The sequence below is a fragment of the Pseudomonas sp. NFPP04 genome (genome assembly GCF_900113815.1).
GTDB classification, from domain to species: Bacteria; Pseudomonadota; Gammaproteobacteria; order Pseudomonadales; family Pseudomonadaceae; genus Aquipseudomonas; species Aquipseudomonas extremorientalis.
In genome coordinates this window covers 708928-727385 of record NZ_FOQS01000001.1, presented here as the reverse complement: position 1 = coordinate 727385, position 18458 = coordinate 708928, and the positions used below count along the sequence as shown (strand labels likewise).

The following is an 18458-nucleotide window of genomic DNA, read 5'->3' as shown; positions in this document are numbered from 1 at the left end:
CCGTTTTTTTATGGGCGCTAGAACGGTCATCTCGACACAACAGTTCAATTTCCTACAAAAATAAAAGAAATTTCAAAACCGTCTGTAACGTACGAATCTCGACGTTCTCTAGTAGGTTAAGCATGCATCATCGCTTCCTTGACTCACCTTATCAAACTGGAGAAACACCATGAAAACTTCGAACCGTTCCCTGTCTGCAGCTTCCCTGATCCTGGCCTTGGGTTCTGCCCTGAGCCTATCCACTCTGACCACCACCGCCCATGCTGCCGACGACATGCAAAAATGCTACGGCGTCGCTGAAGCCGGCAAGAACGATTGCGCTGCAGGCGCCGGCACTTCCTGCGCCGGTACTTCGAAAGTCAAAGACCAGGCCAACGCCTGGAAGCTGGTTCCTGCCGGCACTTGCCTCAAAACCCCGAGCTCCACCTCGCCGACCGGTTACGGCCAGGAAGCGGCATTCACCGCCAAATCCTGATCCCTCGCAAAACCTGAGTACTGATGATGACTCTTTCATCCCTGCCAGCCGTCTCCCAGGCTCAGGCGCCCGGCCTTCCCGGCCGGGCCGGACTGGGGCTCAAGCATGAGCACTTCATTGAAGTGCTCGAGACCTCACCCGATATCGGTTTTTTTGAAGTGCACGCCGAAAACTACATGGTGGCCGGCGGCCCGTTTCATCATTACCTGGGGTTGATCCGCGCACAGTACCCACTGTCCTTGCACGGTGTGGGCCTGTCCATCGGTGGCGAAGCCCCACCGGACCGTGAGCACCTGGCACGGTTGGCGGCACTGATCGAGCGCTATCAACCTCATTCCTTTTCCGAACACTTGGCCTGGTCCAGCCACGGCCCGGTGTTTCTCAATGACCTGCTGCCCCTGGCTTACGACAACGCCACCCTGCAACGGGTGTGCGAACACGTAGACCAGGTGCAAAGCACGCTCAAGCGCACGATGCTGCTGGAAAACCCGTCGACCTACCTGCAATTCCAACGCTCCACCCTGGACGAAACCGACTTCATCAGTGAAATCATTCGCCGTACCGGCTGTGGCTTGCTGCTGGATGTGAATAACGTGTACGTGTCGTGCATCAATCATCAACGTGATCCGCAGTCCTACATCGATGCCTTGCCGTTGCACACGGTGGGAGAGATTCATCTGGCCGGGTTTGCCGAAGACACCGACAGCCTGGGTGATCGCTTGTTGATCGATGACCACGGCGCCTCTATCGATAACGCCGTGTGGCAACTCTACGAGTCGGTACTGGCACGCATCGGTCCAGTGGCAACGCTGATCGAGCGGGATAACCAGTTGCCCGCGTTCAGCGTGCTGCAAGCCGAGGCCCGACAAGCCGAATGGCATCTTTCACAGGTGACGCCATGAGCCGGCATGACGCTTTTACCGCCGCCTTGTTGGCACCCGAACTGCCTTGCCCCGATGGCCTTTTCAGCAGTAACGGCGCCGATCCGGCCAGCCGCTTCGCGGTGTACCGCAACAATGTGCACAGCTCACTGATCAACGCCTTGGCGGCGGCTTATCCCGTGACATTGCAACTGGTGGGCGACGCGTTTTTCCGCGCCATGGCCGGCCTTTATGCACAGGCGCACCCGCCCACCAGCCCATTGATGAGCGAGTACGGTAGCGCGTTCGCCTGCTTCATCGAGACGTTCGAACCGGCAGCCAGCGTGCCTTACCTCGCAGACATGGCCCGGTTGGAGCGCTTGCGGGTACAGGCCTACCACGCGGCGGACGAGCATCCCCTGGATCAGCAGACCGTACTGCAAGCGCTGCAAGGACAAGCGGAACTGGGCGAGCTGCGCCTGCAATGGCACCCCTCCCTGGCCACGCTGGATTCAGCCTATGGCGTAGTAGCGCTGTGGGCGGCGCACCAGACCGAGGGAGGTCTGGAAAACCTGGATCCCTGGCAGGCACAGAGTGCCCTGGTGTTGCGCCAGGGTCTGGAAGTCAAGGTATTCGCCGTCAGCCCTGCTGCAGTGGCGTTCATCAACAGCCTGGTCCGGGGCGCGACCTTGGAAAACGCCGTGGAGCGCGCGCTTGAGGCTGACGCCCAGTTTGACTTGCACCAATGCCTGGCGCTGCTGATCAGCCACAACGCCATTACTCATCTGCATCCAGAACAAGAGGTATCGCCATGAACACTCACCCTTCGGGTCTGATCAATCAGGTCATCGCACTTTTCGAGCAAATTCCCTACAGCCTGATCGCCTTTCTCGCGCGCTTTTCGATTGCCGCGGTGTTCTGGAAATCCGGGCAAACCAAAGTCGAAGGCTTTGCCGTGGACCTGATCAACGGCACCTTCCAATTCGGTGAACCGCGCCTCGCGGCCTCGACGCTGCCGCTGTTTCGCAGCGAATACCATGTGCCGTTGCTATCGCCGGAAGTCGCAGCGCACTTGGCTGCGTTTGCCGAGCACTTTTTCCCGGTGCTGATCCTTGTCGGGTTCGCCACGCGCTTCTCGGCCCTGGCTCTGATCGGCATGACTCTGACCATTCAATTGTTTGTCTACCCGGATGCTTACCCAACCCATGGCACCTGGCTCGCGTTATTGCTGTTGCTGGTCGCGAAAGGCCCGGGTCGCTTGTCGATCGATCACCTCATCGCTCGCCGCTACCGTTAAAGGCGGTCCAGGGCTTCGCCGCTACGCTTGAACCACTCCACCAGGTAGTCGGCCAACACCTGGGTGCGACGCGGCAAGCCGCCCTGATACGGATGCACCAGGTACATCGGCATGCTGCGCGTCTGATAATCGCGCAGGAGCCAACGCAATCGGCCTTCCGCCAATTCCGTCGGCAACACGTAGGACGGCAGCCGTGCAATGCCCGCTCCCACCAGCGCAGCCTTTTTCAGCAGGTTGTAGTGGTTGGACGCAAAGGTGCCGCTGACGCGTACTCGCAGTAATTCGTGCTGCTGGTGGTACAACCACTCTTCACGGCCGCTGTAGTGGCTGTTGAGCAGGCAAGCATGGTTGGCCAGGTCGGCCGGCGTCTCAGGTTCGCCGTGTTGCTCAAGGTAAGCCGGGCTGGCGCAAGTCATCTCACGCCAGGCCAGCAACGGCTTGACCACCAGGCGCTCGCTCTCAATGGAACCTGAGCGTACCCCCAGGTCGAACCCATCTCGCGCCAGGTCTCGATAGTTGTTATTGAGCTCCAGCTCAATTTGCACCTGCGGGTATTGCTTGGAAAACTCCAGCAGCAGCCCATCAAAAAAGGTTTCCCCCAAGGACACTGGCACCGTCATGCGCACTGGCCCGGCAAGATCGTCCTTGAGCCGGGCCAATGCCTGACGTGCACGATCCACCTGCACCACCAGGGCCTGGGCCTGGGGCAACAAGGCCGCACCGGCTGCCGTCAGGCTGAGCCTGCGCGTGGTGCGGTGCAGCAACACCACAGAGAACCGCGCTTCCATCTGGCTGATACGCTTGGACAATTGCCCTTTGCTACAGCCCAGTTGCTCGGCGGCGACGGTAAAACTGCCGGCTTCGATCAGCACGGCAAAGGCTGCCAAGTCATCCATCTCGCTCATGGATTGTTTCCAAAAGAAAACTAAAGGTTGCCTATTAGCGCGTTTATCCAGCAAAAAAGCCACTCTAGACTGAACCTTCACTTACTCCCGGAGGAACAGCACCATGAAAATCCTATTGATTGGCGCCAGCGGCACCGTCGGCTCGGCGGTCAAGGCGGAACTGGCTCAGCGTCACGAGGTGATCAGCATCGGCCGCAGCAGCGGTGACTTCCAGGTGGATATCAGCGACAGCGCGTCGATCCGCAAGCTGTTCGAACAGACCGGTAAATTCGACGCCCTGGTCTGCGCAGCAGGCAGCGTGAACTTCGTGGCATTGGGAGAAATGAGCGAGAGCGATTTCGAGCTGGGCTTGCGTGACAAGCTGATGGGCCAGGTCAATCTGCTGCTGATCGGCCGTGAGTTCGCCAACGATGGTGCCTCGTTCACCTTCACCAGCGGCATCCTCAACCGCGACCCGATCCGCACCGGCGCCTCGGCTGCATTGGTCAATGGCGCCATCGATGCCTTCGTCAAAGCGGCCGCCATCGAGCTGCCACGAGGCCTGCGCGTAAATGCTGTCAGCCCGACAGTGCTGGTGGAAGCCATGGGCAGCTATGCACCGTATTTTCGTGGTTTCAAACCCGCGGCAGGTGCTGACGTGGCGTTGGCCTACGCGAAGAGTGTCGAGGGTTTGCAGACCGGGCAGACCTACATCGTCGGTTGAGCGGCAACTGTCTCAGGTGATAACTGAGACATCCACTCAACCACCAGCGCACGCGGGGCTATAAGCCTTAACGCCCCGCCCAGTTGGCTGTGAACCCGGACCGTACTTATCTGATACCCGTCTACATAAAATGTGACGTACTTTAGGTAGGCCAGCAACGTGATGGATTTTGTCCTTGCTGTCGCCTCTGGGCTCAGTGAAACATTCACTTCGACATAACCCGGCACAGGGTGCTCACTTCCCTTGAGTATCACCGAAATATCCGTGAAATCGGTGGCTGACGAGTAGGAGAGCTGGGCGGGCTCGCCTGAGAAGGCTGCATTGGCCCAGAGCATGAGCACACAGATACACCATTTGATATTCATTGCTGCTCCCACTCAAAAGAGCTCGACGCTCTCATGCCTCTCCAAACCCAAGTGTAGGAAACGCCTGATCGGCGGCGCTACTTTTCCCATCCGTTCAGGGCCGATGGTTCAAACCATGTCACGGGCTTGTGATACGGCGCCGGCCTGAGTAACGTGACGGCACTTGCCTGGAGACCCGATAATGCGTGCCGCCCATACCCTGTTCCTGCTTGCCCTGCTTCCCTTGTTCGCTGCCTGCCAAATGTTCGAGAGTGATCCTGCCAGGCCGTCGCTGGCCGGGCTGACGCGCATGCAGGGTGAACTGACTGCGGTTGGCGGCAAACTGCTGTTCCAGCCGTGCAACGACAAGCGCAACTACGTGGTCAACGACACCGGTGGCACCAGCATCCTGCAGGAAGCGGCCTCCCTGGCCGGTCAGCAAGGCGCGTTGTTTGCCGACCTGCGCGGCAAGTTCTCCGGGGTTGCCAGCGGCACCGAGGGCAGCGTCGACCTGCAACAACTCTACCGCGTCGAGCGCTCTACCTCGGCCTGCGGCGACCCGGACTTCAAGCGCATGATCCTGCGCGCCAACGGCCACAAGCCGACCTGGGTGATGAACGTGACCGCCAAGGGCCTGGTGCTGGAACGCGAGGGCCAGCCACCACTGGCGGTGCCCTATGTGGAAGAGCAAATCGGTGACGGTCGCTTTAACCTGATGACCGAGGCCAACAATCAGCACGTGGAATTGTGGGTGACGCCGCAGCGTTGTGTCGACCCGGTCAGCGGCAGTTTGCAACACATGACCGCCGAGTTGCGCGTCAATGGCCAGGTCCAGCGCGGTTGCGCATCGTTCGGCGGCTCGCGCGACGACTGACGCGACGCCATGCTGTTTTAACATGACGGGAAACGGTCATTGGGGCTTATAATCGCCGGTTTGCAAAACAGCCGGCCTCTCTGCCCGCCGCCTACCGGATCCCGTCATGTTACGAATCACCGAACTCAAGCTGCCCATCGACCATCCCGAAGAAGACCTGCGGCCTGCCATCGTGCAGCGCCTGGGCATCGCCAGTGATGACCTGCTCGATTTCACCCTGTTCAAACGCAGCTACGATGCGCGCAAGAAGTCGTCGGAACTGTGCTTCATCTACACCATCGACCTGAACGTAAAGGGCGAAGCCGCCCTGCTGCTCAAATTCGCCGACGACCGCAACGTCAACCCGGCGCCGGATGTCAGCTACAAGGTCGTAGGCCAGGCACCGCAAGGCCTGACCGAACGCCCGATCGTCGTCGGCTTTGGCCCCTGTGGAATCTTCGCCGGGCTGCTGCTGGCGCAGATGGGCTTCAAGCCGATCATCCTCGAGCGCGGCAAGGAAGTGCGCCAGCGCACCAAGGACACCTGGGGCCTGTGGCGCAAAAGCGTGCTCAACCCCGAGTCCAACGTGCAGTTCGGTGAAGGCGGCGCCGGGACCTTTTCCGACGGCAAGCTGTACAGCCAGATCAAGGACCCGAAATTCCACGGCCGCAAAGTGCTGCACGAGTTCGTCAAGGCCGGTGCGCCGGAAGAAATCCTCTACGTCAGTAAACCGCACATCGGCACGTTCCGCCTGACCGGCGTGGTGGAAAACATGCGCGAGCAGATCATCGCCCTGGGCGGTGAAGTGCGCTTCGAGCAGCGGGTGACCGATGTGCTGATCGAAGACGGCCAGTTGAATGGGGTGGTCATCGATGACGGCGAACAGATCCTGTCCAAACATGTGATCCTGGCCTTGGGCCATAGCGCCCGTGACACCTTCCGCATGCTCCACTCCCGTGGCGTGTACATGGAAGCCAAGCCGTTCTCGGTGGGTTTCCGTATCGAACATCCGCAGTCGCTGATCGACGCCGCGCGCCTGGGCAAATACGCCGGGCACCCGAAACTCGGCGCCGCCGACTACAAGCTGGTGCACCACGCCAAGAACGGCCGCTCGGTGTACAGCTTCTGCATGTGCCCGGGCGGCACCGTGGTGGCGGCGACTTCCGAGCCGAACCGCGTGGTCACCAACGGCATGAGCCAGTACTCGCGCAACGAGCGCAACGCCAACTCCGGCATCGTGGTCGGTATCACCCCAGAGGTGGACTACCCAGGCGGCCCGCTGGCCGGTATCGAGTTGCAGGAACGCCTGGAGTCCCACGCCTATGTCCTCGGCGGCAGCAACTACGAGGCTCCCGCACAACTGGTAGGTGATTTCATCGCTGGCAAGCCGTCCACCGCGATTGGCAGCGTGGAGCCTTCCTACAAACCTGGCGTGTCTCTTGGCGATTTGGCCCTGGCCTTGCCCGACTTCGCCATTGAAGCGATCCGTGAAGCGTTGCCGGCGTTCGAGAAGCAGATCAAGGGCTACTCGCTGCACGACGCGGTGTTGACGGGTATCGAGACGCGCACCTCATCACCGTTGCGGATCACCCGTAACGAATCGATGCAGAGCTTGAACGTGAAAGGGCTGTTCCCTGCCGGTGAAGGCGCTGGTTACGCCGGTGGGATTCTATCGGCGGGCGTGGATGGGATTCGGATTGCCGAGGCGTTGGCGCGGGATATGCTGGGGCTGCACGGCTGACACATAACCTGTAGGAGCCCGGCAAGCCGGGCTCCTACAGATTCAGATATTGGCGCGCAAGATGCTGTCCGGCAACGGCTCGCCCCGTTCGACACTGGCAGCAACAGCCGCAATCAAACCGTCCAATTCATAACCCTGCCCCGCCAGCCAGGCCTGATCGTAGTACGTCGTCGCATACCGCTCACCACCGTCACACAATATCGCCACGATCGACCCCGACTCCCCCTCCGCTTTCATCTGCTGCGCCGCCACCAGGGCACCAATCAGGTTGGTCCCGCTGGAGCCACCGACCCGTCGTCCCAGCCGGTCGGCCAGGTAATGCATGGCCGCCAGCGACAGGGCATCCGGTACCTTGACCATCGCATCGATGACCTTGGGCAAAAACGATGCCTCGACCCGTGGTCGGCCAATGCCTTCAATCCGCGAACCGCAGTCCAGGCGCAAACTGGCATCACCACTCTGGTAGAAATCAAAGAACACCGAACGCTGCGCATCGGCACACAACACGCGGGTGCAATGCTGGCGATAACGCACATAACGACCGAGCGTAGCGGTGGTGCCGCCGGTGCCGGGGCTGGAGATCAACCAGCTCGGCTCCGGATGCTGCTCGAAACGCATCTGCTGGAAGATCGACTCGGCAATGTTGTTGTTCGCCCGCCAGTCGGTGGCACGTTCGGCGTAGGTGAACTGGTCCATGAAATGACCACCGCTTTCCCGCGCCAGGCGTTCGGATTCGGCGTAGATCTGCGTGGGATCCTGTACCAGGTGGCTCTTGCCGCCGTAGAAGGCAATCTGTGCGATTTTTTCCTGGGACGTGGTGGCTGGCATTACCGCAATAAACGGCAAACCCAGCAGACGCGCAAAGTAGGCTTCGGAAATCGCCGTCGAGCCACTGGATGCTTCGATCACCGGCGCACCAGGCTTGAGCCATCCATTACACAATGCGTACAGGAACAACGAGCGTGCCAGCCGATGCTTCAGGCTGCCGGTGGGATGGCTGGACTCGTCCTTGAAGTACAACTCGATACCCGGCAATCCTGGTAACGGCAAGGGAATCAGGTGCGTATCGGCACTACGCTGGAAGTCTGCTTCAATGATACGAATGGCTTCGCGGGCCCAGGGACGGTGGTCGCTCATGGAGAGTTTCTCTGAAGGTGTCAGCCCTGATTTTAGGGGGTTTCCTACACGCCACACAGATACAGTACCGACTCAATCAGACACACAATTGCTAGGCTTGGCGGCAACATCACCCCAGCCAGCCACTTATAACAAATAAGAATATAACTTTTGTTTTAACAACTAACGGTACGGGTTAGGGTACCCACCTATTGAACCTGGATTGGAGAGCATCCCTTGCCTCTGCGTAGCACTTTCACCCGTTTCTTCCAGCTGGAAGCCGCCAGCGGTCTGTTGTTGATCGCGGCTGCGGCCTTGGCGCTGATCATCAACAATTCACCGTTGTCGCACCTGTACAGCGCGTTTCTCGATGTGCCGGTGGTGGCGCAGATCGGCGCGCTGAAAATCGCCAAGCCCGCCCTGCTGTGGATCAATGATGGCCTGATGGCTCTGTTCTTCCTGCTGATCGGCCTGGAGGTCAAGCGCGAGTTGCTCGACGGCCACCTGTCCAAGCCCTCGCAAGTGGTGCTGCCTGGCGCCGCGGCCATCGGCGGCATGGTGGTGCCGGCGCTGATCTACTGGGCGATCAACAAGGACTACCCCGCCGCGCTTTCCGGTTGGGCGATTCCCATGGCCACCGACATTGCCTTCGCCCTCGGCGTACTGGCCTTGCTGGGCAAACGCGTGCCGGTGTCGCTGAAACTGTTCCTGATGACCCTGGCGATCATTGACGACCTCGGCGCGATCATCGTGATCGCCGTGTTCTATTCTGCCGATCTGTCCGGTGCCGCCCTGGCGGGTGCGGGCGCCTGCCTGATTGGGTTGATCGCGATGAACCGCCTGGGCGTGATCAAGCTCGGGCCGTACCTGATCGTCGGGCTGATCCTGTGGGTGTGCGTCCTAAAGAGTGGTGTGCACGCAACGCTGGCCGGTGTGACATTGGCGTTCTGCATCCCGATGCGCACCAAAAACGCCGAGCCCTCGCCGCTGCTCACGCTGGAACATGCCCTGCACCCCTGGGTGGCCTACGGCATCCTGCCGCTGTTCGCCTTTGCCAACGCCGGCGTGTCCTTGACCGGCGTAAGCCTGGAAAGCTTCACCCACCATGTGCCCATGGGCATCGCCGCGGGCCTGCTGATCGGCAAGACCATCGGTGTGTTCGGCCTCACCTGGCTGGCCATCAAGACCGGCCTGGCCGCCCTGCCCACCGGCGCGAACTGGGGCCAGGTATTTGGCGTGGCGATCCTGTGCGGTATCGGCTTTACCATGAGCCTGTTTGTTGGCTCCCTGGCATTCGTACCGGGGGCCAGTGAGTTTGCCGGGGAAGACCGGATGGGGATTTTGACCGGGTCGATACTGGCGGCGTGTATCGGGTATGCGGTGACGGCAATGGCGAGTCGTAAAAAGGCCGCACCTCAGGTTTGAATTTGACAGCCTCGAAAACCAAAAACCCCAACCAGTCACCCGGTTGGGGTTTTGTGTTTCTACAACCGACGGTTAGCGAGTAACGCGGCTGGTACCGTCAACGGTCATGATGCGTACGCGGTCGCCGATGCGGAAGATTTCATTCTCCTGCACGGCCTGCACGTAGGCACGCATGCTGCCGTCGTCTTCGCGCACGGTGATTTCCACACCTTGGGTACGGGTCAGGCCTTCTTCGGTGGCCGAACCCAGCAGGCCGCCAGCAACAGCGCCGATCACCGCGGTCACGATACTGCCACGGCCACCGCCGATGGCACTGCCGCCAACACCGCCGATAACGGCGCCGGCAGCGCCGCCGATTGGGGTCTTGGTGCCTTCGATTTTCACCGGACGCAGGGATTCGATGGTCCCCATGCGCACGGTCTGGACACGACGCGCCTCGTCACGGGAGTACGAGTCGCCGGTCAGACTCGAGGCGCAGCCACCCAGTAGCAACGACAGGGTAGTAAAGCAGGCAACCAGTAAAACAGACTTACGCATAGCATCAACTCCAAAGGACAGGTGGTCATTAAACGCTGCAGCTTGACGCCTGTCACGGCAAGCACCGCAGAAAATTGCTTTCATTCAGCCTTAGTACAGACTGCCCACACCAGAAAAACAGACGAACGGTAGCGCTGCTCTCTCAACCGGGATCTTCATGGATTACTTCATCATTGTAGTCACAACCCTTGCGGGACTGTATTTCCATGCCTGGTTGTACCTGCGCATCAGGCGTTGGATAGACCGTGACCTGGCACTGTCGCTGGCGGGTAATGATCTGCACAAGCGCACCTTCATGCTGCAACAGCTGCAAGAGGCTCGCCGCTTGAAGATCAAACGGTCCCACTTGCCTCACTGGCTGAAGAACGCGGCACAGCAGTACACGCCCGAAGCCTCTTCAATAGAGACGTCGGGGTGACAGGCATCATTCAAGCGGAGTGACGAAAGGTGCAGCTCAGGGTGCCAGGCGTTCGCGGGTCCAGTCGGCCCCTTGCAGGCGATAGTTCAGGCGGTCATGCAAGCGGCTGGCGCGGCCTTGCCAGAACTCGATGCGCTCGGGTAACAGGCGATAACCACCCCAGTGCTCCGGGCAGTCAGGCTGGGTATCGCTGAAACGCTGCTCGGTAGCCTTGAGCAGGTCCTGCAGCTCTTCCCGGTCACGGATGACCTGGCTTTGCGGAGACGCCCATGCCCCCAGGCGGCTGCCCAAGGGACGAACCTGATAATAAGCATCCGACTCTTCAGGCGTGACCTTCACCACTCGACCCTCAATGCGCACTTGGCGCTCCAGGGTCGGCCAGAAAAACGTCATGGCTGCAAACGGCCGCGCCGCAAGCTGTTGGCCCTTGGCGCTCTGATAATTGGTGAAGAAGGTAAAGCCCTGCGCATCCAGGCCCTTGAGCAACAGGATGCGGCAGTGCGGGCGACCGTCCTGGTCGACCGTGGCCAAGGTCATTGCATTGGCCTCAACCGGTGGCTGCTCGGTTTTCACCGCGTCGGCAAACCACTGGCGGAACAAGGCAAACGGCTCGCTCGGGGCCTGGGCCTCGCTCAAGCCATCCCGTGTATAGTCACGGCGCATATCGGCCAGTGCCTGGGTCATGCGGCTTTATCCTTCTGGTTCAGCAGATCAGTTTTTCGCCTGGTCGTTTGCCGGTGCAGCAGCCTTGGCTTTGGCGGGTGCCGCTTTTTTCGCCGCTGGCTTGGCCGGGGCTTTCTTGGCCGCTGGCTTGGCAGCCGCTTTCTTGGCAGTCAAAGCCTTCTTGGCCGGGGCCTTGGCGGCTGGAGCCGGGGCTGGAACGTCCTGCACCGCCACCATTTCGGCGACAGGCGGGGTCTTGCCCGACTGATACTTGCTCAGCAGCGCCAACATGGTAGTGCGCTGGGTGAACATGATTTCCATGCGACGGTTCAAGGCGCGGCCCTGGCTGCTGTCGTTGGCGGCACGTGGCATCAGGTCGCCCATGCCGCGCAGCATCAGGCGGTCCTGCTTCAAACCGCTGAGGCTGAAGATCGAGGCGATGGACTGTGCACGCTCCTTGGTCAGCGCCTGGCTGGCCGGGGCGGTGCCGGTGGCATCGACGTGACCCAGTACCAGCACGGCAGTCTTCGGATCGGCTTCAACGGCCTTGGCAACCCGGGTGAACGGACCGAGGGTGACCGGCAGCAGCATGGCCGGGCGTTTCGGGTTGTAGGAACCATCAACCGGGGCAATCACCACGAGCACGTTGTCGCGACGCTCGAGTTGCAGGTTGCTGTCCTTGATAGCCGCACGCAGACGCGGCTCATAGTCGTCCAGCCAGGCTTGGGTGATTTTCGGGTCGGGCATCGGCACGTTGGTCACGTCGACCTTGGCCAATGGCTTGGGTTTGCTTTCGAACGGCCACCACCAGTGGGTTTCGGTGTCGGTCTTGGCGACTGCTGGGGCTGGATCAGCGGCCTTCAGGTCGGCTTTCAGGTCGGCCTTCGCATCGGCTGCCTTCTCATCGGCGCTCTTGGAGGAAAACGGCCACCAGCTGGAACCGGTGTCCGCCTTGGCGGCGGAAGCTGGAGCCGAAGCTGGCGCTGCGGCGGCGGCAGCTACCGGTGCGGCAGGCTTGGCGCCTGCAGCCGGCTTGGCGTCTGGCTTAGCTTCCGGCTTGGTGTCGGCCTGGGTCACTGCGTCCTTGGTCGAGGCCTTATCGGATCCAAATGACCACCAATGCCCGCCCTCGGCATCATTTTGTGGAGTTTGTGCGCAACCGGTAATAGTGAGACATAGCGCAAGAGCCAAGGACTTGTTCGATAACATGAGATATCCACAAAATGAGAAAAAACCAGGGACCTAGATGATCCGTTAAACAGACGCTTGCAGAAGAATAAAGTTACAACTTTTCCTACAGCGTCTTCTTATAGTTGCCTTTGTAACAAAAAAATGTGAAACAGCAAGGGGTTTACAGACAACCGGCCAATATTCTGACCAACTTCTGTGCCCGCGGGTCCATAAGTACATAAGGTCCGAGTGTATTAGTCACGAAACCGAACGCAACATCATGTTCAGGATCGGCAAACCCCACCGAACCACCAGCACCCGGATGCCCGAATGCACGTGGGCCAAGGCCGAAGGTGGCATTGGCCAACTGCGGCTGATCCAACATGCAGCCCAGGCCGAAACGGGTTTGTGTCAATAATGTTTTATCCGGGCCGATGCTGTGCTCGCGAGTCAATTGTTCGAGCATGTCGGCCTCCAGCAAACTACCGTCCAACAGTCCACTATAAAAACCCGCCAGGCTGCGCGCATTGCCGTGACCATTTGCCGCCGGCTGCTGCATACGGCGCCATTCGGGTTTATTAGTGCTGGTCAGAATAGACGGTGGATTGGCAAATGCACGCGTGGTCATCGCCGTCGGTTCGCGCATCATTACTTGCAGTAAACGTTGCGCGGCTTCATCGCCCATATTGCCTTTGCTGCGCGCTATATGGGCCACGCGATAAAACTCTTCGTCCGCCAGGCCCACATGGAAGTCCAAGCCCAATGGCCGTGCGACCCGCGCCACGATGGACTCTCCCGGCCCGCGCCCATCGGCACGCCTCAGCAACTCACCGACCAGCCAGCCGTAGGTGATCGCCTCGTAGCCATGGCCCTGGCCCGGCGTCCACCACGGGGCTTCGGCCGCCAGGGTGTCGACCATCAGTTGCCAGTCGTACAGGGCTTCGGTGGGGAGCATCTCGCGGATCGCCGGCAACCCGGCCTGATGGCACAACAACTGGCGCAGGGTGATGGTTTCTTTCCCGGCCGCGGCAAACTCCGGCCAGACGTTGGCGACCGGCGCATCCAGTTGCAACTTGCCTTCGGCCACCAATTGCAGGGCCGTGACGGCGGTAAAGGTCTTGGTACAGGAGAACAGGTTGACGATGGTGTCGCTGTGCCAGGCCTCGGCGCCGTCCTTGTCGGCGGTGCCGGCCCACAGGTCGACGACCGTTTCGCCGCCGATCTGGATGCAGAGCCCGGCACCACGCTCCTGCGGGTCATCGAACAACGCGGCGAACGCTTCACGTACCGCTTCGAACTGGAGTTCGTAATGACCCTGGATCTGCACCTGAGCGCCCTCGGAAAACATCGAAAAAAGTGGCCGACATTGTTCCAGCCCTGGTGGGTTTTGTGAACCCGTCAGCGTTCAATCAATGACCGTTCCCGGAGTGACCGCCTGCATGCCCGGCGCCCTGCCCCGGGCCTTTGCCTTCATGCCCGGCCCTGCCACCTTCGCTTTCACGCGTGGCGCCTGCCGCCTTGGCCTTTTGCGCTTCCTTGCCCAGTTGGTCGACCGCCGCCAGGTTGCTTTTGCGCACACTCTCCACAAAACCCTGGAACGGTACGTCGGTAATACCGACCAGGCCAAAGTGACCGTTTTCACCGTCCAGCAGACGCCCGGTCACCGGCTGGTCCAGATACTGGAACCAATGCACGCCGACAATCGACGGTTCGGCCATGGCCTGCTTGAGGAAGTTGCCATACGCCGCGCCACGATCTTCTTCCCTGGCCAACTGTGTCACGCCGCCCCAGAACGGCCCACGGTCGGCCGAGCCGAAATTGAATTCGGTGATCAGCACCGGCTTGTCCAACGCCCGCAATGCGGCGAAGTCGTAGCCGTCCTGAGGCTTGAGGGTGTACATGTTGAAACTCAACACATCGCAGTATTGCGCGCAGGAGGCCACGGCTTCCGGCGTGCTGACCGCATAACGGCCACCCAGCAGCAGTTGATGGGGCGCGTGCCATTTCAGCGAGTCGGAAATGGTCTTGAAGTAGGCATCGGCGAAGGTCTTCTGGAAGTATTTGAAGTCCGCCTCGATTTCCGGGTGCTCGGGATTCGGCATCGGCGGTTCGAAACCCGGGTCCTCCATCAGCTCCCAGCCCTTCAATTCGATACCCCAGGCTTTCGACAAGCCCTCTTCGTTGCGGTACTTGTCGCGCAGTTGCTTGAGGAACGCGCGCTTGGCCGGTACGTCGGTGGTCATGCGCAACGTGCCGTACGCCAAGGCGTAGCGGGATTTCGGATCATCGCCAGGGCCGGCCCAGGCCAACTCGTTGTCGGCAAAAAAGCCGATCAACCACGGGTCATCGCGGTGGTCACGGGCGGCAATCGCCACGGCGCGCTCGGTGGCCATGGCGAAGCGCGGGTCGAACGGGTCGGGCATGCCGCCCCACCAGTCGGTGCCGGTGCTGATGCTGGCGTAATCGCCGACGATCGACAGCGGCAAGGTGTAGGGAACCCGGCCGGCGGTGGCCAGGCTCTCGTCGCTCCAGTTGCCGACGGTGTTGAAACCCCAGGCCTGCAAGCGATCGAGGGTGTGAGTGACCCAACGTTTCTGGTCGAAGCCGTCACCGCCATAGGTACGCTGCAAGTTGGCGCCGTAAAAGTCATACCAACGCCCGGCACCGAAGCCACGGCCTTCCCCCGCGCCATTGCCGGTGCGGTTGTCGCCGCTGCCGTAATACTTGTCGAAGGGTTCGCCGCCCTTGGGCAGCGCGGCGAACATCCATTCACGGCCGGCCACATAGGTCTGGCTGTTGTCCGGGGCCACGGTATTGACGCCCAGGGAGTAGAACGGATGCCCTTGCGGTGTCACCAGGTACCAGCGTCCGTCGCGCTTCTCGGTACGGAAAAACCCGCTGGGGTCGAATGCCGGGCCTTTGTTCCAGCCACCGTATTGGTCCAGCGCGGATTTATCCCGCGTGGCCAGCCAACCCTGGAGCTGCTGTTGCTCCTTGGCGGCAGCGGCTTTGAGTTGTTCGTCGCTGCTGACTTTTTCCGGCCACCGCGCACGGGTGGATTGACCATAGGCATCCACCAGCTCGCTGTAGGCCGCCTTCAGCACCGGCTCGCTGTCCTGCACGCCGAAGCGCTCCAGCAGGATGCTCTGGGCGGCGTTGGGTTTGAGCATCGACAGCGTCACCGAAACCACCTGGCTGCGGTCGATCTCGCCAGCGCTACTGGCCAGCAACACACGCTGGCCGTCCACGGTGATCGGCATCGGTGGGCCGGCCTTCATGCCCTGGCTCAGCGGCGAATTGGCCTGCAGCGGAACCAGCAAGGTCTGAGCCGGGCCGGCGGGCAGGTCGATGCGGCTGACCAGGGTCTTGCCATCCGCGCTCTGCACCTTGACGTAGAGGGTCAACGCCCAGTCCATCGCACTCTGGATGCGCAGGCTCATGGCACCCGACCGGGACCAGTCCCAGGCGCCGGTCTGCGGGCTCAGCACCAGGCTCGGTTCGGCGGCCGGGTTGAACGTGATGCGGCGCAGCACTTCGCCTTCGGGGGTTTGTTCGGCGTTGTATTGCGGCAGGCTGGCGTCCTGGGTCGCCACCTTGACCACATCGGCAGGCCGGACGAAGTTGAACAAAGTCTGTTGCCCCGCAGGCGCAGCCATCAAGGGCGCGGCGAGCAGCAAGGCAAAAAGAGCGGGCAGCGTGCGAATCATACGAACAAGGTTCTCCCAGACGGCCGATGAATGGCCTGATGAAATACAGTGAGATAGACCACGAAGTGGGCGAAACCGCCCACTGTGGCTTAAGAAATTTCGCGCCTGAAAGGCGGCAAGGCATTCAGGATAGCCTTGCCATAGCGCTGGGTGACCAGACGCCGATCAAGCAAGGTGATGGTGCCCCGGTCCTCTTCGGTACGCAGCAAGCGACCGCAGGCCTGGACCAGCTTCAAGGAAGCATCCGGCACCGAGATCTCCATGAACGGATTACCGCCCCGCGCCTCGATCCACTCGGCCAAAGCCGCCTCGACCGGATCGTCCGGCACCGAGAACGGGATCTTGGCAATCACCACGTGTTCGCAATAGGCACCCGGCAAGTCCACCCCTTCGGCGAAGCTGGCCAGGCCGAACAGCACGCTGGAGTCGCCGCCGTCTACACGCGCCTTGTGTTTGTTCAGGGTCTCCTGCTTGGACAGGTTGCCCTGGATAAACACTTGCTTGCGCCAATCACGGTCGAGGCCGTCGAACACGTCCTGCATCTGTTTGCGTGACGAGAACAGCACCAGGGTACCGCGCGAACCTTCGACCAGCTCCGGCAGGTCGCGGATGATGGCGGCGGTGTGCGCCGCTGCGTCCCGTGGGTCGGCCTTGAGGTCCGGCACTCGCAGCACACCTGCGTCGGCATGATGGAACGGGCTCGGCACCACGGCAGTGACGGCCTTTTTCGGCAGGCCGGCGCGCATCCGGAAGCGGTCGAAGGTGCCTAGGGCGGTCAGCGTCGCGGAAGTCACCAGGCAACCGTAGGCCACGTTCCACAGGTTGCGGCGCAGCATTTCGGCGGCAAGGATGGGACTGGCGTTGACCTCGATATCGAACAGCGCACCGCTTTCCGACAGGGTCAGCCAGCGCGCCATGGGCGGGTTGTCTTCCGGGTCCTCGACGGTGAAAGCAGTCCACAGCTCCCAGTTGCCCTGGGAACGGGACAGCAGGCTGCCGAACAACGGGTACCATTCTTCGGCCTGGTTGCTGGCAATGCCGATATTGACCTCGCCATCCATGCCTTCTTTAAGCAAGTCAGTGAGACGGGTGAACAGGTCGGTCAGGCGTGAAAAGCCTTTCTTCAGCTCGATGCCCATCTCTCGCATGTGCTCGGGGATCAGCCCACCGACGAAACGGTGACGTGGCCGCTCACGGCCCTCGACGTCTTCACCCGGTTTGAAGTCGGCGACCTGTTCGCAGGCACTGAACATGAACTGCTGCTGGGTCTTGATCTCGCGCGCCAGCTCCGGCACCTGTTCGATCAGCTTGCCCAGGTCGCCCGGAAGCGGGTGCTGGGCCAGCAGTTTGGTGAGGTTCTTCGCGGTGGTTTCGAGCCAGTCGGCGGTGGAGCGCAGGCGCGTGTAATGGGCGAAATGGCCGATGGCCTTGTCGGGCAGGTGGTGGCCTTCGTCAAACACATAGAGGGTGTCGCGCGGGTCCGGCAACACCGCACCGCCGCCCAGGGCCAGGTCGGCCAGCACCATGTCGTGGTTGGTGACGATCACATCGACCTTGCCCATGCCTTCGCGAGCCTTGTAGAAGGCGCACTGGCCGAAGTTGGGGCAATGACGGTTGGTGCACTGGCTGTGGTCGGTGGTCAGGCGCGCCCAGTCGGAATCCTCCAGGGCGGTGGGCCAGCTGTCGCGGTCACCGTCCCATTTATTGCCGGCCAGTTTCTCGATCATGCTGGTAAAAAGCTTCTGGCTGGCCTCATCGACTTCGATCTTGAAGCCTTCTTCTTCGAACAGCTGGGCGGTGGCGGTTTGCGCGTGACCTTCCTGCAACAGCACGTCGAGCTTGGACAGGCACATGTAGCGGCCACGACCCTTGGCCAGGGCGAAGGTGAAGCTCAGGCCACTGTTGCGCATCAGGTCGGGCAGGTCCTTGTAGACGATCTGCTCCTGCAGGGCGACGGTGGCGGTGGCGATCACCAGGCGCTTGCCGGCGGCCTTGGCGGTCGGGATCGCGGCCAGGCTGTAGGCCACGGTCTTGCCGGTACCGGTGCCGGCCTCGACGGCCACGACCGCGGGCTCACCCTCGCGGCGGCCTTCGTCGTCGGTGTCGATATCCCCGAGGACCTTGGCCACTTCGGCGATCATCAGGCGTTGGCCGTAGCGCGGTTTCAAGCTCTTGGCTTCGAGAAAACGCGAATAGGCACCCTGGATCGTGGTTTTGAGTTCAGTGCTGATCATGGATAGTCGG

General features: G+C 61.1%; 18 protein-coding genes. 9 read left to right on the top strand and 9 right to left on the bottom strand.

Annotation, left to right across the window (positions count from 1 at the left end; all coding sequences use genetic code 11):
- Nucleotides 1-169 precede the first annotated feature (169 nt).
- The 4 genes from BM017_RS03375 to BM017_RS03360 are packed head-to-tail and all read left to right on the top strand — an operon-like array spanning nt 170 to nt 2632.
- On the top strand, nt 170-475 hold the full coding sequence (locus BM017_RS03375) for a BufA1 family periplasmic bufferin-type metallophore (RefSeq protein WP_092241246.1): 306 nt from the start codon (nt 170-172) through the stop codon (nt 473-475).
- Nucleotides 476-498: 23 nt separating this feature from the next.
- Entirely contained in the window at nt 499-1377 is an 879-nt protein-coding gene (locus BM017_RS03370) for an MNIO family bufferin maturase (RefSeq protein ID WP_092241244.1), read from the top strand.
- Nucleotides 1374-2150, top strand: coding sequence for an HvfC/BufC N-terminal domain-containing protein (locus BM017_RS03365; RefSeq protein ID WP_092241242.1), 777 nt, complete (start codon nt 1374-1376; stop codon nt 2148-2150). Before BM017_RS03370 ends, BM017_RS03365 begins: the two co-directional genes overlap by 4 nt.
- On the top strand, nt 2147-2632 hold the full coding sequence (locus tag BM017_RS03360) for a DoxX family protein (RefSeq protein ID WP_092241240.1): 486 nt from the start codon (nt 2147-2149) through the stop codon (nt 2630-2632). The genes BM017_RS03365 and BM017_RS03360 overlap by 4 nt, the downstream gene beginning before the upstream one ends.
- Here BM017_RS03360 and BM017_RS03355 read toward each other — a convergent pair.
- Complete coding sequence (locus BM017_RS03355; protein WP_092241238.1) at nt 2629-3537, bottom strand: LysR family transcriptional regulator; 909 nt, start codon at nt 3535-3537, stop codon at nt 2629-2631. The genes BM017_RS03360 and BM017_RS03355 overlap by 4 nt on opposite strands.
- Before the next feature lie 103 nt (nt 3538-3640).
- Between BM017_RS03355 and BM017_RS03350 the strand changes: the two genes are divergently transcribed.
- Complete coding sequence (locus tag BM017_RS03350; protein ID WP_092241236.1) at nt 3641-4240, top strand: short chain dehydrogenase; 600 nt, start codon at nt 3641-3643, stop codon at nt 4238-4240.
- On the opposite strand, the gene BM017_RS03345 is transcribed toward BM017_RS03350, so the two are convergent.
- Nucleotides 4225-4605, bottom strand: coding sequence for a hypothetical protein (locus tag BM017_RS03345; RefSeq protein ID WP_092241234.1), 381 nt, complete (start codon nt 4603-4605; stop codon nt 4225-4227). The two genes, BM017_RS03350 and BM017_RS03345, sit on opposite strands and share 16 nt — an antisense overlap.
- Before the next feature lie 181 nt (nt 4606-4786).
- On the opposite strand from BM017_RS03345, the gene BM017_RS03340 reads away from it, so the two are divergent.
- Together BM017_RS03340 and BM017_RS03335 are read left to right on the top strand one after the other, a co-directional pair.
- Nucleotides 4787-5458, top strand: a complete 672-nt coding sequence (locus BM017_RS03340; protein WP_092241232.1) for a COG3650 family protein — start codon at nt 4787-4789, stop codon at nt 5456-5458.
- Nucleotides 5459-5564: 106 nt separating this feature from the next.
- Nucleotides 5565-7178: an NAD(P)/FAD-dependent oxidoreductase gene (locus BM017_RS03335; protein ID WP_092241230.1), complete on the top strand. Its 1614-nt coding sequence runs from the start codon at nt 5565-5567 to the stop codon at nt 7176-7178.
- 42 nt (nt 7179-7220) lie between these two features.
- On the opposite strand, the gene BM017_RS03330 is transcribed toward BM017_RS03335, so the two are convergent.
- Nucleotides 7221-8315, bottom strand: a complete 1095-nt coding sequence (locus BM017_RS03330) for a PLP-dependent cysteine synthase family protein (RefSeq protein WP_092241228.1) — start codon at nt 8313-8315, stop codon at nt 7221-7223.
- A 216-nt stretch (nt 8316-8531) separates the two neighbouring features.
- Between BM017_RS03330 and nhaA the strand changes: the two genes are divergently transcribed.
- Nucleotides 8532-9719 (top strand): Na+/H+ antiporter NhaA, encoded by a 1188-nt coding sequence (nhaA, locus tag BM017_RS03325; protein WP_092241226.1) that lies wholly within the window; start codon nt 8532-8534, stop codon nt 9717-9719.
- A gap of 72 nt (nt 9720-9791) precedes the next feature.
- Here nhaA and BM017_RS03320 read toward each other — a convergent pair whose 3' ends face one another.
- Nucleotides 9792-10256 (bottom strand): outer membrane lipoprotein, encoded by a 465-nt coding sequence (locus tag BM017_RS03320; RefSeq protein ID WP_003189251.1) that lies wholly within the window; start codon nt 10254-10256, stop codon nt 9792-9794.
- A gap of 157 nt (nt 10257-10413) precedes the next feature.
- On the opposite strand from BM017_RS03320, the gene BM017_RS03315 reads away from it, so the two are divergent.
- Complete coding sequence (locus tag BM017_RS03315) at nt 10414-10674, top strand: hypothetical protein (RefSeq protein WP_092241224.1); 261 nt, start codon at nt 10414-10416, stop codon at nt 10672-10674.
- Between the two features lie 36 nt (nt 10675-10710).
- Here the strand turns inward: BM017_RS03315 and pdxH are convergent, their stop codons facing one another.
- From pdxH to dinG, 5 genes are all read right to left on the bottom strand, one after another.
- Nucleotides 10711-11358: a pyridoxamine 5'-phosphate oxidase gene (pdxH, locus tag BM017_RS03310; RefSeq protein ID WP_092241222.1), complete on the bottom strand. Its 648-nt coding sequence runs from the start codon at nt 11356-11358 to the stop codon at nt 10711-10713.
- A gap of 27 nt (nt 11359-11385) precedes the next feature.
- Complete coding sequence (locus BM017_RS03305) at nt 11386-12546, bottom strand: OmpA family protein (RefSeq protein ID WP_092241220.1); 1161 nt, start codon at nt 12544-12546, stop codon at nt 11386-11388.
- Nucleotides 12547-12688: 142 nt separating this feature from the next.
- A complete protein-coding gene (locus BM017_RS03300) occupies nt 12689-13834 on the bottom strand; it encodes a serine hydrolase domain-containing protein (RefSeq protein WP_071489102.1) in 1146 nt (381 codons plus the stop codon).
- An 82-nt stretch (nt 13835-13916) separates the two neighbouring features.
- Nucleotides 13917-16214: a beta-galactosidase gene (locus BM017_RS03295; protein ID WP_092241219.1), complete on the bottom strand. Its 2298-nt coding sequence runs from the start codon at nt 16212-16214 to the stop codon at nt 13917-13919.
- Nucleotides 16215-16303: 89 nt separating this feature from the next.
- Nucleotides 16304-18448 carry an ATP-dependent DNA helicase DinG gene (gene dinG, locus BM017_RS03290; protein ID WP_071488837.1) on the bottom strand — a complete coding sequence of 715 codons (2145 nt, stop codon included), beginning with the start codon at nt 18446-18448 and terminating at the stop codon, nt 16304-16306.
- Nucleotides 18449-18458: the final 10 nt, after the last annotated feature.

What these genes read in the sequence shown, in the direction of transcription:
- BM017_RS03295 (WP_092241219.1), bottom strand. Translation starts at nt 16,214, where the DNA reads ATGATTCGCACGCTGCCCGCTCTTTTTGCCTTGCTGCTCGCCGCGCCC.
- dinG (WP_071488837.1), bottom strand. Translation starts at nt 18,448, where the DNA reads ATGATCAGCACTGAACTCAAAACCACGATCCAGGGTGCCTATTCGCGT.
- BM017_RS03330 (WP_092241228.1), bottom strand. Translation starts at nt 8,315, where the DNA reads ATGAGCGACCACCGTCCCTGGGCCCGCGAAGCCATTCGTATCATTGAA.
- BM017_RS03375 (WP_092241246.1), top strand. Translation starts at nt 170, where the DNA reads ATGAAAACTTCGAACCGTTCCCTGTCTGCAGCTTCCCTGATCCTGGCC.
- BM017_RS03335 (WP_092241230.1), top strand. Translation starts at nt 5,565, where the DNA reads ATGTTACGAATCACCGAACTCAAGCTGCCCATCGACCATCCCGAAGAA.
- BM017_RS03305 (WP_092241220.1), bottom strand. Translation starts at nt 12,546, where the DNA reads ATGTTATCGAACAAGTCCTTGGCTCTTGCGCTATGTCTCACTATTACC.
- BM017_RS03370 (WP_092241244.1), top strand. Translation starts at nt 499, where the DNA reads ATGATGACTCTTTCATCCCTGCCAGCCGTCTCCCAGGCTCAGGCGCCC.
- BM017_RS03355 (WP_092241238.1), bottom strand. Translation starts at nt 3,537, where the DNA reads ATGAGCGAGATGGATGACTTGGCAGCCTTTGCCGTGCTGATCGAAGCC.
- BM017_RS03350 (WP_092241236.1), top strand. Translation starts at nt 3,641, where the DNA reads ATGAAAATCCTATTGATTGGCGCCAGCGGCACCGTCGGCTCGGCGGTC.
- BM017_RS03315 (WP_092241224.1), top strand. Translation starts at nt 10,414, where the DNA reads ATGGATTACTTCATCATTGTAGTCACAACCCTTGCGGGACTGTATTTC.
- BM017_RS03345 (WP_092241234.1), bottom strand. Translation starts at nt 4,605, where the DNA reads ATGAATATCAAATGGTGTATCTGTGTGCTCATGCTCTGGGCCAATGCA.
- BM017_RS03360 (WP_092241240.1), top strand. Translation starts at nt 2,147, where the DNA reads ATGAACACTCACCCTTCGGGTCTGATCAATCAGGTCATCGCACTTTTC.
- BM017_RS03365 (WP_092241242.1), top strand. Translation starts at nt 1,374, where the DNA reads ATGAGCCGGCATGACGCTTTTACCGCCGCCTTGTTGGCACCCGAACTG.
- BM017_RS03340 (WP_092241232.1), top strand. Translation starts at nt 4,787, where the DNA reads ATGCGTGCCGCCCATACCCTGTTCCTGCTTGCCCTGCTTCCCTTGTTC.
- pdxH (WP_092241222.1), bottom strand. Translation starts at nt 11,358, where the DNA reads ATGACCCAGGCACTGGCCGATATGCGCCGTGACTATACACGGGATGGC.
- BM017_RS03320 (WP_003189251.1), bottom strand. Translation starts at nt 10,256, where the DNA reads ATGCGTAAGTCTGTTTTACTGGTTGCCTGCTTTACTACCCTGTCGTTG.